The organism is Streptomyces sp. NBC_01217, from assembly GCF_035994185.1.
Lineage (GTDB): Bacteria > Actinomycetota > Actinomycetes > Streptomycetales > Streptomycetaceae > Streptomyces.
The window spans coordinates 8417644-8430859 of record NZ_CP108538.1 but is presented as its reverse complement, the minus strand read 5'-3'; the positions used below and the strand labels follow the sequence as shown (position 1 = coordinate 8430859).

General features: G+C 66.4%; 6 protein-coding genes and 7 pseudogenes. 7 read left to right on the top strand and 6 right to left on the bottom strand.

The features are described 5' to 3' along the window. Positions 1-21: 21 nt before the first annotated feature. A pseudogene (locus OG507_RS37610) lies at positions 22-252 on the bottom strand (group II intron maturase-specific domain-containing protein); the annotation flags it as partial. A 232-nt stretch (positions 253-484) separates the two neighbouring features. Between OG507_RS37610 and OG507_RS37605 the strand changes: the two are divergent. Beyond that, positions 485-1108 (top strand): annotated as a pseudogene (locus tag OG507_RS37605) (oxidoreductase); the annotation flags it as partial. Positions 1109-1386: 278 nt separating this feature from the next. Here the strand turns inward: OG507_RS37605 and OG507_RS37600 are convergent. Both OG507_RS37600 and OG507_RS37595 read right to left on the bottom strand, forming a co-directional pair. Further along, entirely contained in the window at positions 1387-3798 is a 2412-nt protein-coding gene (locus tag OG507_RS37600) for a proprotein convertase P-domain-containing protein (protein ID WP_327371572.1), read from the bottom strand. 123 nt (positions 3799-3921) lie between these two features. Beyond that, positions 3922-5529 (bottom strand): phospholipase A2, encoded by a 1608-nt coding sequence (locus OG507_RS37595; RefSeq protein ID WP_327371571.1) that lies wholly within the window; start codon positions 5527-5529, stop codon positions 3922-3924. A gap of 431 nt (positions 5530-5960) precedes the next feature. Here OG507_RS37595 and OG507_RS37590 point away from each other — a divergent pair. The 4 genes and pseudogenes from OG507_RS37590 to OG507_RS37575 all read left to right on the top strand — a co-directional run. After that, positions 5961-6263 (top strand): annotated as a pseudogene (locus OG507_RS37590) (transposase); the annotation flags it as partial. Between the two features lie 228 nt (positions 6264-6491). Beyond that, positions 6492-7058, top strand: coding sequence for an IS110 family transposase (locus tag OG507_RS37585; RefSeq protein ID WP_327371570.1), 567 nt, complete (start codon positions 6492-6494; stop codon positions 7056-7058). Beyond that, complete coding sequence (locus OG507_RS37580; protein WP_327371569.1) at positions 7024-7536, top strand: transposase; 513 nt, start codon at positions 7024-7026, stop codon at positions 7534-7536. Before OG507_RS37585 ends, OG507_RS37580 begins: the two co-directional genes overlap by 35 nt. A gap of 41 nt (positions 7537-7577) precedes the next feature. After that, a complete protein-coding gene (locus tag OG507_RS37575) occupies positions 7578-8528 on the top strand; it encodes an IS3 family transposase (RefSeq protein WP_327371568.1) in 951 nt (316 codons plus the stop codon). Between the two features lie 73 nt (positions 8529-8601). On the opposite strand, the gene OG507_RS37570 is transcribed toward OG507_RS37575, so the two are convergent. The 3 genes and pseudogenes from OG507_RS37570 to OG507_RS37560 form a co-directional block, all read right to left on the bottom strand. After that, the gene (locus tag OG507_RS37570) at positions 8602-9579 is read right to left on the bottom strand and encodes a hypothetical protein (protein WP_327371567.1); all 978 of its coding nucleotides are present in this window, start codon (positions 9577-9579) and stop codon (positions 8602-8604) included. Between the two features lie 373 nt (positions 9580-9952). Further along, positions 9953-10417 (bottom strand): annotated as a pseudogene (locus OG507_RS37565) (IS5 family transposase); the annotation flags it as partial. Positions 10418-10585: 168 nt separating this feature from the next. Continuing rightward, positions 10586-11952, bottom strand: a pseudogene (locus tag OG507_RS37560) (IS1380 family transposase). 357 nt (positions 11953-12309) lie between these two features. On the opposite strand from OG507_RS37560, the pseudogene OG507_RS37555 reads away from it, so the two are divergent. Further along, positions 12310-12531: pseudogene (locus OG507_RS37555) on the top strand (IS110 family transposase); the annotation flags it as partial. Positions 12532-12905: 374 nt separating this feature from the next. Further along, positions 12906-13151 (top strand): annotated as a pseudogene (locus OG507_RS37550) (FAD binding domain-containing protein); the annotation flags it as partial. Positions 13152-13216: the final 65 nt, after the last annotated feature.

Sequence of the window (13216 nt, the reverse complement as noted above, 5' to 3'; positions counted from 1 at the left end):
GGAGTGATAGAACGCTCCGTAGTACTGCATCCACCCTCGCACGATCGGGTTGATGATGCGCGCGAGTTGAGCGAAGGTGTGCCCCGTGCGCCGGTGGATCCGCCACCCGCGCAATTCGGAACTGAGCCTCTTCAGGGCGTCCTTGTTGATCGCAGGAAGGAAGCACGGAAATGTCACCCCATGCTTACTGCGCGCTGCGCGCTGCGCGAGCGCGGAACGTGAACCCGAGGAACGTGAACGCTGTGTGCTCATACGAGCCCCGCCTGTTCGCGTCCTTGCAGTAGACGATCCGGGTCTTGTCGGGATGCAGACGCAGCAGGGCCCCGGCGTGTGCCCGGCTCGTCCCGGGTTGGAGTGGTTGATCGCGGCAGCGGGCCCCGGAAGCAGGTGAACACGGCACCTGTGGATCATGGAGTTCTCTACGCTTCAAGATCCACGAAGGTGCCGTGTTCGTCCCTCCATCATCTCCTGTCGCTGTTCCCGCGTTGACCGCGCGTTGTACGGCGAGGCGAAGGTCGCCTGCGAACGGGCGTCGACGACTGTTGTTGGCGACCGCCTTCTCATCGCACGCGCCGGCCTGATCGCTGGCCCAGGGGATCACAGCGGACGCTCCGGCTACTGGGTGGCCCGCGCCGCACGCGACCCACAAGGGCCGATGCTGGTACCCGACGCACCAACCATGCCGACACAGGCGATCGACGTACGGGACCTCACCGCCTGGCTGCTCGACGCCGCCGAGACGCGGACCATCGGCATATACGACGCTGTCGGTCCGATCGTTCCGTTCGGAGAGTGGATCGATCTGTCCCGCGCCGTCGGCAGGCACACCGGTCCGGTGATCACCGCCGACTCGGCATGGCTGCTCACGAACGGCGTGGCCGAGTACATGGGGGCCGAGTCATTGCCGATGTGGCTGGCCAAACCGGGCTGGGAAGGGTTCTCCGCCCGGGACGGGTCTGCGGCTCGCGCCGTAGGGCTGCGTCATCGACCCCGGGCTGAACTGCTGGCCGACACGTTGCTCTGGGAACGCGAACAAGGCCTGAACCGGGCAAGACGTGCTGGCCTCAGCGCACAGCGCGAGCGCGAGTTGCTCGACGCTCTCGGCTGACGGTCGGTCTCCTGCTGGACGCTGCGCGCCCCGATGATGTCGCGGCCCGACGCCTGCTTGACGTGGGTGGAAGCGCAGAGATGCCTCGTGGCCTGACTACCGACAGTGCTGCCGTTGTGCAGGTCCTGGGCCGCAGGCGTCCCTTCGCCTTCGGTTACGGTGTGCCCAAGGACGTGAACCGAGCCGGTTGCCGGACGGCAAGTGACGTGCTTCCCGGCATGCGTGACCGGCCGCCGCCCTCCCCCGGGCGGCGGCCGGTTCCTTACGAGCCGGGGGCGTCAGAGGGTGAGCGTCCAGCTGTCGATGGTGCCTGTGGAGCCCGCGTAGACGTCCGAGACGCGGAGCTTCCATGTGCCGGATGCCGGGGCCGTGCTGGCGTCGACGGTGTAGGTTTTCCTGATGGTCTGGCCGGTGTCCGTCGTCGAAGTCGCCTTCACCACATACGCCTTGTCGTTCGGGTCCAGGAGCTCGATCTTCAGATCGCCGCGCCGCGCATGCTGGGCCTCCACATGGACCTTGAGTTCCCGGGATGCGTTGCCGGGGTAGCCGCTGAGGGTGATCGGCATATCGACGGAGCCGGAGTCAGGGATGGCGCGGCTGGTCTGGTTCTCGATCGACGGGAACCCCAGCGACCATGCGGTGAGGAATCCCCTGTTATTGTCGGCAATGTCGGAGACGAGGAGCTTCCAAGTCCCGTTGGCCGGGGAGTTGCTTGCGTCGACCGTGTAGGTATCGCTGAGGGTGCCGGCGGGCTCCGTCAGGGTCGCCGGCTTGATGCTGTAGGAACGGCCGTCGGGGGCGACCAGGTCGATCTTCAGGTCGCCGATCCGTTCGTGCGTGGCACCGACGTACACGCGCAGGTTGCGCGGGGCCTTGCCGGTGAACCCGTCGACGGTGATCTGCGAGGTGAGCATGCCGTTGGCCTTGTCGATGAAGTAGGACCCGGACTTCTCGAAGGAGGCTTCGGTGACCCCGCCCCTCGATGCGAACATGAGGGACCAGGAGGTGAGGGTGCCGGTGTCGCCGGTGTCGGCGTCCTTGACGTTCAGCTTCCAGGTGCCGTTCGCGGGGGCGGTGCCCGCGTCGACGACGTAGATCTCGTCGAGGGTGCCGCCGCCCTCCGAGGACAGCGGTTTGAGGGGGTACCTCTGGCCGTCCGGGGCGATCAGGTCGATCCTGATCTGACCGAGCGACTTGTGGGTGAGTTTCACGGCCACCTTCATCGCGCTGGAGGCGTTGCCGGGGACGCCGGACAATGTGATCGGCGCCTCGACGATTCCCGCGTCGGGGATGGCGTACGCCTTTTCGCTGATGACCTTGGTGGGGCGGGGCTTGGGGTCCGGTGCGGGTTCCGCTGCCGGTCCGTTGAGCGCCTGGCCGACGTTGATACGGGTAGTGCTGCCGCCGGTGTAGGTGATGGCCTTCCCGGCGTTGGTCAGCCGCAACTCAAGGTCCGTCATGCTCTCTGCGGGGAAAGCCTGTCGGAGGATCGCCAGGGCGCCGGACACGTGGGGGGCGGCCATGGATGTGCCGTTCATGGAGGCGTAGCCGCCGGGAACGGAGGAGACGATGGCGGTGCCGGGGGCGAAGTAGTCCAGCAGCGGGCCGCGGTTGGTGCTGGTGGCCAGCTGGTCGGCGTCGGTGGTGGCGCCGACCGTGACGGCGGAGGGCACACAGCCGGGGGCGCTGACCGCGTCGGTGTAGCCGTTGTTTCCGGCCGAGACGACGGTGGCGACACCCCGCGTGAGCAGGGTGTCAATGATCACCTTGCGCGGGTCGGAGGCGCATTCGGAGGTCCAGCGTCCCGCGCCGAGGGACAGGTTCGCGGCGACGACGTTGGTTCCGGCCGTTCTTAGCGCGGAGACCTTCTCCAGTCCCTTGATCTGGGAACTGGTGAAGCTGAGCACGCACGGGCTCGCCCCTGCTTCGCAGTACTCGTCGGAGTCGAACCGGGAGAACACCTGGATGGCGATGAGGTCCGCGCCGGGGGCGACACCACGTACGGGTGCGCCGCTGATGCCGGCTCCGTTGCCGGCGGCGATCCCGGCGACGTGGGTGCCGTGGAAGCAGGCGTTGCCCATCGTGGCGCACGGCCCCGCTTCGGAGTTCGCGCTGCCGGATCCCTCCTGCTCGGTGGTGCCGTCGGGGCAGAGGCTGGTAGCGCCGTAGCTCTCGTCGTTGACGGAGTAACACGCCTCGGTCTTGACCCGGTTACCCAAGAACGGGTGCTTGGTGGCGACGCCGGTATCGAGGATGGCTATCGCGGTGCCCGCGCCGGTCTTGCCCGCCGCGAAGGCCTTGTCGCCGCCTATCAGGGGGACGCTCTCGTTCAGCATCGGCGGCACCGGTATGTCCTCGGTGACGCTGACCACGCGCGGGTTGGCGGCCAGCTTGTCCAGGCCGCCCTTGTCGACCTTGAGCGTGACCAGCGGCAGCTTGTCGAAGGACTGCGCCCTATTACCGGCGGTCGCGGCGCTGTCCAGGTCCCCACGGCTCTTGGTGACGACATTGACGCGGACGCTCCCACCGCCTCGCATCTTCGCGCGCAGCGGCGCGTCGACCGGGTCGGTCTGCGCAGCAAAGGCCTGCCTGGTGTCGGGAGGGGGGGCGGCGCCCGCCGCCCCCGGTATCGCGGTGAACACGAGGGCAGCCGCCGTGGCGGCGATTATGCCTCGTATGTGTCTGGTCATGTGCTACTCCACCGAGAAGGGATGCAGGGGGAAGGGTGACGCGGGTGCGCGGGCCGCGAAAGGGGCCGGGCGGCGAGGGGTTCTCGCGCCGCCCGACCCCGGGGGCCTTTCTTTCGGAAGGCCCTAGCGCTCAGCAGGTCGAGACACCTGATCGATTATTGGGTTTCGGGTTTTGTTTGCGCCGTTCTTCGGGTTCCCGCCCCACCGGACGGCGTTGTAGTAGATAGCGGCAGTGACGTTACAGAAGCTTCGCATCCGGTAACGCGGGCAGGTTTGGTTCTTGAGCAGTGAGTGGAACTCGGCGTCGCTGGTCCACTTTTTGTCCGGGGACATGTTCTCCGGTTCCTTCTTGTACCAGTTGCCTATGACTCCGTAGGTGTAGTCGTGCGCGTCGCACGAGGGGCGGAAGTCGTAGCCGGCCGGCTGGTCCGGCGCGCTGGTGCAGTGGTCGTAGGTGATACCCAAAATCATGCGTCCGTTGGGGAGTCGCTTCCAGGTCGGACTACGCCAGCCGTAGTGAGCGACCTCCTTCGCCCAGCAGTCGCGGTACTGCAACCAGATCCACCTCATGGCATGGTCGCAGTGCCCCGGGGCGTCGGCCGCAGTGACAGAACCAGGGGCGGAAGGCGGGTCGATGGGATCATTCGGGTCTGGTGTCGTGCCGACAGTCTGCACCGCATCCGGAGCGGCGGCGTCACCGACGTAGTTCAGGTCCCACGCGTAAGCGGGGGTGGCTACGGTGGCCAGCCGTTCGTTGGTGTCGTAGGTGTAGGTGCTCAGGTCGGCGCCCGCGTTCGGGTTGGTGACCTTGCGCAGCAGCCCGGAGCCGTCGTAGGAGTAGCGGGCCAAGGTCTCCACGGTCTCCCCGGAGGTGCGGGTGATGTCCTTCACCCGGCCCGTCACGTCACCGAGGGTTCCACCGGAAGCGGTGGTCGTGGTGGCGTAGTTGACCTTGATCGACTCCGCCGGTGTCTCGGGCGACGCGGGCAAGTTGACGGTGGATACGCGGCCGACGCTGTCGTAGGAGACCGTGGTCAGCTTGTACGCCGCGTTTCCCGTGGCCGTCACACGCCAGTTGTCGCCGCCGCCGCCGACCTGCTTGTACGTGAATGAGGGCTTGAGGTCGGCCGCGGGGATCGGGTTGCCCAGCGCGTCGACAGGGACGTCGTCGCCCTCGACGGACGTCGTCAGGTCGATGTTCAGCGTCTCCACGACGGTCGTCTTCAGCACACCGGCGAGGTCGTCCCACTTGACGGTCTCGACCAGATTGGAGCCGTCGGCGGCCGTGTAGGTGTTGACACCGCCGCCGTTGGGACCGGCGACGGAGTCGGTCAGGTCGTAGCGGGTGGACTCTTTGGCGTCCAGGTCCGTCGTCGTGATCGAGCCCGAGCCCGGAGTCAGCTTGCGGTTGACCTGGCCGCCGAGGAACTCGGCTTCCCAGCTCGGGCCGAACACACCGAGGTCCGACCGGTTGGTGGGGGCGTCCTGCGGCTGCGAGACGCCCTGAACCTGACCGACGACCCTGTGGGAGCGGCCCATCAGGCCCGCCGATACGTCGGTCTCAGGGATGATGAAGCTCTTACTCGCGGACTCATATGTGCCGGGGCCTATTGCCTCGATCGTGCCTTCGGACCAAGCCTGGTCGGGCATCTCGGCGGCTGAGGTGGGCTGCAGTGGCAGCAGCGCCAGCCCCAATGCGGCCGCGATAGTAGGAAGTGCGATTCTGCGCACCGTTTTCCTCTCGTCCCTGTGTGAATGATTCGTGGCTTGGCAATTGCCATGCCACGATCGGCAGGGTCGACCGTAGTGCCGGGAGGGTTCGTGGGGGTTGGACGAAGCCGATGCCCGCCATGGCCTGATCGCGCCAACCTTTTCGTGGCCGGCTTGGCGGGCTTGGCCGGCTTGGCCAGTGCCGGTGGGCCATGGGGCCGCAGGCGGAGCCGAAGACCGCTCAAGGGAGTGGAGCGGACCAGGCCGAAGCCCTCGAAGGCCAGTGAGACGTGGCCGTCGCCCCGGAGAGCGACGCGCTCAACGCCGACACCCAGGGACTCATGCTCGCGGTCGCCGCCCCCCGACGCCGCCCCCGGCGACGCGATCGTCTCCATCGACGCCTGAACCGTTCCGGGTTCGGTGGGGACTCGATCATTTGAGAGGATCGAGTCATGGCACGTCCTTCCCCTTATCCCCTTGAGCTGCGTAAGCGCGCGGTCCGCATGGTCGCCGAGGTGCGGCCCGAGTACGACACGGAGTGGTTTGCGATGAAGGCGGTCGCGGCGAAACTGGGGATCGGGACGACCGAAACGCCGCGCAAGTGGGTCCGCCAGGACCAGATCGACAGTGGTGCCCGGCCGGGCACCACGACGGAGGAGTCGGCCGAGCTCAAGCGCCTACGCAAGGAGAACGCCGAACTCAAGCGGGCAAACGAGATTCTGAAGGCCGCGTCGGCTTTCTTTGCCTCAATGGCAGAGTCTGGGACATGGGCCTACGGGTGCTGACACAGTGACAGATACCGGCGGGGCCGGCTCGTTTCTTTGCTGCCCCAGCCATGGTGGCTTGTCGGCGATGTGCCGCCCCCGCCGGCCCAGGTCTCCGCCACGGAGTGGCCTGATAGGAGCGTGCCGCGCGAGCCCGATTGAGGCGTGCCCCCCGCGGTGGAGATCTCCCATCACTCTCCACCAGTTGCGGAGGTTCCCGTGCACATTGTCGCCATCGATAGTCACAAGAGGACGCACACGCTGGTCGCGGTCGACCCGCTGGGGCGCAGAGCCAGAGAGGCTACGCTCCCCGCCACCGCAGCCGGTCATGCACAGACGATCAAGAGGATCGCCCAGTTCGGCCAGGTCCTGCTCGCTATCGAGGACTGCCGCCACCTGACCCGCCGGTTCGAGGCCGATCTGCTACTCGCCGGCCACGCCGTGGTGCGGGTGCATACGCGGCTCATGGCCGGAGCCCGCCGCTCGGCACGGGAGCGCGGCAAATCCGATCCGATCGACGCTGAGGCGGTGGCACGGGTTGTGCTGCGCGAGCCCGGACTTCCCCGCGCCAGTCTCGCCGGCCCGGCGAGAGACGTGAAGCTGCTCGTCGACCACCGTCGCTGTCTGGTGCGCAACCGGACCGCCGCGGCGAACAAACTGCGCTGGTTCCTGCACGAAATCGACCCTGAACTCCCCGTTCCCTCAGGGGGCTTACGGCGCGCTCGCTGCAGTGCGCGCCGGTCATCAGGGTGTGGTCGTCGAGATCGCGCGCGACCTGGTCAGTGAGTGTCGCCGCCTGACCGAGCACATCAACGCCCTCGAAGCACGGCTGCGCAAGCTGGTGGAGACTCTGGCACCCTCACTACTGGCCATCCCCGGGTGCGGCGTGATCAGCGCCGCCGTCATCATCGGCGAGACGGCCGGAGCCGCCCGGTTCAAGTCCAAGGACGCATTCGCGCACTTCAACGGCACCGCGCCCATCCCGGTCTGGTCCTCAAACAAGGTCCGTGTCCGCCTCAACCGGGGCGGAAATCGGTCCATCAACCATGCGCTGCACATGATCGCAGTCACGCAGGTCCGGCGCGGTGGCCAAGGCGCCGAGTACTTCGCCAAGCAGCAAGCCCGAGGGAAGACACCCAAGGAGGCGATGCGTCTGCTGCGGCGGCGCATCTCCGACCGGGTGTTCCGGGCCCTACTCGCCGACCAGACTGCTGCTCCGCCGGACGTCGCGCCCACTGACCTGGTGGTTCCGCTCGCGGCTTGACATAGGAGCATCGCCGAGCTCGACCGGCCACACACACGCTCGTGACGTTCATCGACGAGTTCCGGAACCGCTTCGGCGGCGTCGAGCCGATCTGCCCCGTGCTCACCGAGCACGGCCTCAGCATCGCCCCCTGCACCTACTACGCGGCCAAGAGCCGCCCACCTTCGCAACGGGCCAAATGGGACGCGGAGTTGAAGGCGCTGATCCAGACGGTGTTCGATGCCAACTACCGCGTCTACGGGGCCCGCAACATGTGGCGCCGCCTACGGCGACAGGGTCATCGGGTGGCCCGCTGCACCGTCGAGCGACTGATGCGGGAACTGGGTATCGCCGGGGCAGTCCGCGGCAAGAAGGTCATCACGACGATCCGGGACCACGCGGCCGAGCGGGTACCGGACCTTCTTGACCGCGACTTCGTGGCTCCGGCCCCGAACCGCTGCTGGGTGGCTGACTTCACGCACATCGCGGCCTGGGCCCGCACCGTCTATGTTGCCTTCGTCGTCGACACCTTCTCCCGTCGCATCGTCGGCTGGTCCGCTGCCACCAGCAAGGAAACCCAACTGGTAGTGGACGCATTGGAGATGGGGTTGTGGCAACGTGACCGCGAGGGCCATTGCCATGTCGCCGGTGAGCTGGTGCATCACACCTCCGCAGTTGAGGTGTTGCGACGACCGGTTGAATCCACCCAATACACGTCCTTCACCCTCGCCGAGCACCTGGACCACGACGGCATCGCAGCCTCCATCGGCTCCGTCGGCGACGCATACGAAAACGCGCTGATGGAATCCACTATCGGCCTCTACAAGACGGAGCTGATCAAGCCCCAGCGGCCCTGGCGAACCCTGTCCGAGGTCGAGCTGGCGACCGCCGAATGGGTCGACTGGTACAACCACCGTCGCCTGCACGGTGAGATCGGCCACGTCCCACCCGCAGAATACGAAGCCAACCACTACCTCACAGCCCACAAACCCCAGGTCACAACCGAGATCTAGAGTCTCCGACCTACCCGGGCGGTTCAGGCATCACCAACAATTACGACACCTACGGAACTTGAACAAGCCCTGCTCACCGAAGCCATCCCCTGCGGGCTGCGTACCATGCCAGCTGCATGCGGTTTGAAGCGCCCGCCAGGGTCATCAGGCGCCCCATGCGGCGTTGCAGAGTTCGCAAGCTCATGCCCAGATATCTGGCCGCTGCTTTCTCTGTTGTGCCCTCTATGAGGAGCGAAAGTATCTTGAGATCGACCTTGTCCAAATGTGTGGGGGGAGCGTCAACCGGGCTGCCGTTGCCAGATTTCTGGATACTCAAGAGGAGTGATATTTCCCACTGGGATTCGAAGAGGAGTCTCAGAGCTTCCAGAGTGCCGTCGTCGCGAACCATGACGGCAGCGGGCTCTGAAGAGCCGTCACCTGGATCCTTGTGGGTGAGTAGCCACAGTCCCACGTTGTGGTCTGAGATGGCCAGGTCCAGCGGTACTTGAGGGAGGAGGCGGAAAAGAGCGTTTCGGGGAGCCGGGTGAGGCCTTGTGGTACTGGGTGCGTCACCGGGAAGTGAGTTCTTGTCGAACAAGACGCGGTGGTGAACCTTGGAAGTAAAGTGGCGGCGGCCGGTGAAGAAATCTTGCGACTTACAGAGCCAGATCATCTCATGGAGGGTTTCTTGCTGCATCCGCACCAGACGCTGACTTATCATGTCAGTGCCGATGAGTACCTCGACGAGCCGGTCAGTCGAATCGTCGACAGCCCTTCGATAAGTTGCCAAGAGAGCATCAACCGTTGTGCGCGCTCGATCCAAAGCCTCCGCTTGCCGCTGTAGCCGGGAAAGGGTCTCACCGGCCGGTTGCAAAGATGCGCTGAACTGAGCGTAATCATCGCCGACACGACCAGCTAATCCCTTCTCGGTAAGGGATGTCAGTACATCCTCCGCCGCCTGGGCGGTAATTCCGGCCTCCGTAGCGACTCGATCCACCGAGACCGTTTCGGACAGCATCAGCAGGCGGTACGCGATAGCCTCCGTCTCCAGGGAGGCGTTTCTTTCAGGCATCTAAGTCTCTCCTGCAGGGGTAAGAAGAATGGGTACGCAGCATTTACGGGCTGTTCCTCGCGAAATGAAGCCAGCGTTTATTTGTATTCAAATTATTTTGGCCGAAGGGTTCGGAATTCGACGGATACCGTTCCAGTAAAGGGCCATTTCACGCACAACGTTGTTGAATTTTGTGGGGGTGTCGCGTGAGCGTCCCTGCCGCTCGATGCCGGTCCAGCCGGGCAACATGCGGGGTCGGACAGCGCGGAATACGGCCGTCTGGTGGGCACGCCAGGACATTGAATTGCTTTGACATTCACGCGCACCCACTTCAAGTATAGTTCGACTTGCGTGCGCACGCAATTCTAGTTGGACCATGCCTTTATTGATCGTTTCAGAATGATGTGCGGAGTCGTCGGAGGCAGATGATGCTGCAGGCGAGTTCCAGGAGACTTTGGTGGAGGTCCACGCGGCGTTCATAGCGGATGCGGAGTCGTTTGAACTGGTGGAGCCAGGCGAAGGTGCGCTCGACGACCCAGCGGGACTTGCCGAGGCCGGAGCCGTGGGCGACGCCGCGTCGGGCGATGAGGGGCTTGATGCCGCGCTGCCACAGCAGTCGGTGGTACTTGTCGTAGCCGCGGTCGGCGAACAGGCGCTTGGGCTTGCTGCGCGGACGTCCCCGCACTCCCCGTATGCGGGGGATTGCGTCCAGAAGCGGGATCAGTTGCGTGACGTCATGCCGGTTCCCGCCGGTCACGGACACGGCCAGCGGGGTTCCGAGGCGGTCGACGATCAGGTGGTGCTTGGAGCCGGGGCGGGCTCGGTCGACCGGCGAAGGCCCGACACGATCCCCCTGACCGCGGTCTTGCGTGAGGGTCAGTCAGCTTGCTGACGGGCCCTTTTGGCTCGTTCGGGGGCCGAGATTCCTGCAGGTGGGCAGGCTGGTGGCCCGTCTGTCGCGTCGGGTGGGCGCCGGGTTCCACGGCTCCGGTGGGTGGTGCTGCTGGTAGGGACGGGAAGTTGCTGGTCAGCCTGGGTTCGGCAGGGCTGCGAGCTGTTGCAGGGCTTGAGTGATCACGTCGGTCCAGGGCCAATGGGCCGCGAGGCGGAGGACGCGGCGCCGCCCGGTGGTTACGAGCTGGGCGGCGGTGGAGAACAGCCGGAGCCGCAGGCGCCGCGGTTCCCACCGACGGACGTCGCCGGTGAGGGCGAGCATCGGCATCCAGGCGGGCAGGTCGAGGGCGATCTGGACGATCTCCAGCCAGATCTGGTTCTGTGCGGCGTCGTGGTGGGGAAGGTTGCGCAGGCCGGTGACCCGTGCGGCACGAATGCGGTCCTCGGCCCGTGCCCGCTGGCGGTGCCGCAGCTCCAGTGCGGCGATCGGGGCGCCGGCGGTGTTGGTGGCAAAGCAGGTGAGCCGCATCCCGCCGGCATCGGTGATCCGCAATTGGGCGCCGGGGTGCGGTCGTTCCGTGCGGACGATCAGTCGCATCCCTGTCGGCCAGCCCTTGAGGCAGTCGCCGGCGAGTTCGGCGACCCAGGCGCCGTCGCGGATCTCGCCGCCCGGTTCTATGGCCGGGGTCCACGCGGTGGGCGGTACCTGCAGTACCGCGTGGTGGATGGAGTCGGTGATGGTCATGCCGACCGAGTACGACAGCCACCGTCCGCGCTGGGCGAGCCAGGCCACAAATACGTGGGTGCCGCCCCCGGAGTCGGTGCGGATCAGAGTCTGTCTTCCGCGCCGGAATCGTTTCGGTAGTTGGGCCAGGGCCAGTTGGGCAGCGGTGATGTGGTCGGCGGCGGTGTTGCTGCCCGCGTTTCCCGGTCGCAGCAGCCCGGCGAGCGGCTCGCCGGAGCCACCGTGTCCGTGGCCGACGAAGCCCATCAGCGGGTGGTGCCCATAGGTCTTCTTCCAGGTCGGCGTCGCGTCCTGCTTGTCGGAGTGCGCGATGACGAGCACGCCCTCCAGGTCCACGGTTATCTGGGCTTCGGCGTTCGGTGCCGCGGGGCCGGCCACCTGCCAGACGTGTTCCCGCACGGCCGCGCGGGCTGTACGGATCGCGGCCAGCGCGTTTGCCGCCCGCGGCGAGTGTGTCGATCAGCCGGGACACGGTCGGGTCGGAGGCCACCGGGCCGAACACCGCGGGCTCGGCCCTCAGCATTCCGACATCGGCCGAGGCAGTCCCCGCCCAGCGCGACCGCGAGCGCGACGTCGAGCAGGATCTTGCCCGGATCGTGCACGGCACGGGCCTTCCGCCACGGCACCAGCGCCTGCGATATCGCCCGATCGAGACCTGTCTTCCGGGCCGTCTCGACCAGCAACACGGCCCCGGCCTGCGAGACCACCCCACGACCGACACGGACGCGGGGGTAGGACCCGATACGCTTCTTCACCTGGGAAGTGCTTCTTTCCTCGCAACCAACAGGACCCTCAGCAAGTCCCATCATTGCAGGTCAGCGGTTCAGCGCACCTTGGGTGTGCGCCGGGGGCGTGGTAAATCCTGTCGCGCGCGCTGGGGATGCTTCTGTCTGCCCTGACGGGGGTTGATGTCGTTTCAGGACGCTGGTGGGGTTCGTTCCGGCCGAAACCGATTGCTCTGTGATGCTGGTGAGCTCGCAGGTCAGCGTGGTGCCGAGGGCCGTCCACGGGAACCGTGGAGTGTTGCTGTGAGCACGTGCGTCAGAATTCCTGATTCACCCTTGGTTCTCCCGGAACGGCGTACCGCTGGGCGTTGAGGGAGGGACCGGGAGATGGATGTGCTGCACGAACGCTGCGCCGGTGTGGACATCAGCAAGAAGGACGCCAAGGCATGCGTCCGCACCCCGAGTGCCAAGCGGCGGGGGGTGTTCACGACGGAGACGACCACGTGGGGATCGACGACGAATGCGGTGCTGGCCCTGCGCGATCACCTGCTCGCCGCCGGGGTGACCCTGGTGGTGATCGAGGCGACCTCGGACTACTGGAAGCCCTTCGTGCGCCACGAGGCGCTTGGAGTCGAGCGGGGGTGAAAGGACCTCGCCGCTGGTCAGTCGCAGTTGGCCAGTGAAGCTGGGAGGCAGTCCGAGCCGGGGGACGCCGGGGAGGGCGGGAGCAGCCTCCGACAACGTACGGGACGGGTTGGAACTGTCAGACGGGCCCGGGTCCGGCAAGCAGTGATGGGAAGGCGTACATGAGGAACCGCTGTCTGACGCCCCGTAAGTTCAGTGCGGGCTCAAATCTGACGGATATGGGCCTGTGTGCAGTGCGTGGCTGTTCTGCTTCGGCGGGTCGGTCAACTCCGAAGCCGGTTGGAGCGGTCCGGTGGAGAGGCCACGGTGAATGCCTGCGGCGTAGGCGTGGCGATGCTGATGTCGACGAGGGTGTCGTGCAAGGTGCCCGCATCGCGCTCGGCGGGCTCGCCTCACGGCCGTTGCGCGCGCACGCGGCCGAGTCCGCCCTGCGGGGCGCCCCCGCCACAGCCGACCGCTTCGGTGTCGCCGCCGATGCGGAGCTGTCCGCCGCGCGGCCGCTGCGCGACAACGCCTACAAGGTGACGCTGGCCCGCAACCTCATCGTGGCCGTCCTGACCGAGCTCGCCCGCCCGGCCGAGTGACGAATCGTTCCCGTCACGCCCCTGAAGGAGATCAACCCATGGCCGCCTCCTCGACCAGTCCGTCC

Excerpts from the sequence above, each read along its gene's own strand:
- OG507_RS37570 (WP_327371567.1), bottom strand. The coding sequence starts at position 9,579 with ATGCCTGAAAGAAACGCCTCCCTGGAGACGGAGGCTATCGCGTACCGC.
- OG507_RS37600 (WP_327371572.1), bottom strand. The coding sequence starts at position 3,798 with ATGACCAGACACATACGAGGCATAATCGCCGCCACGGCGGCTGCCCTC.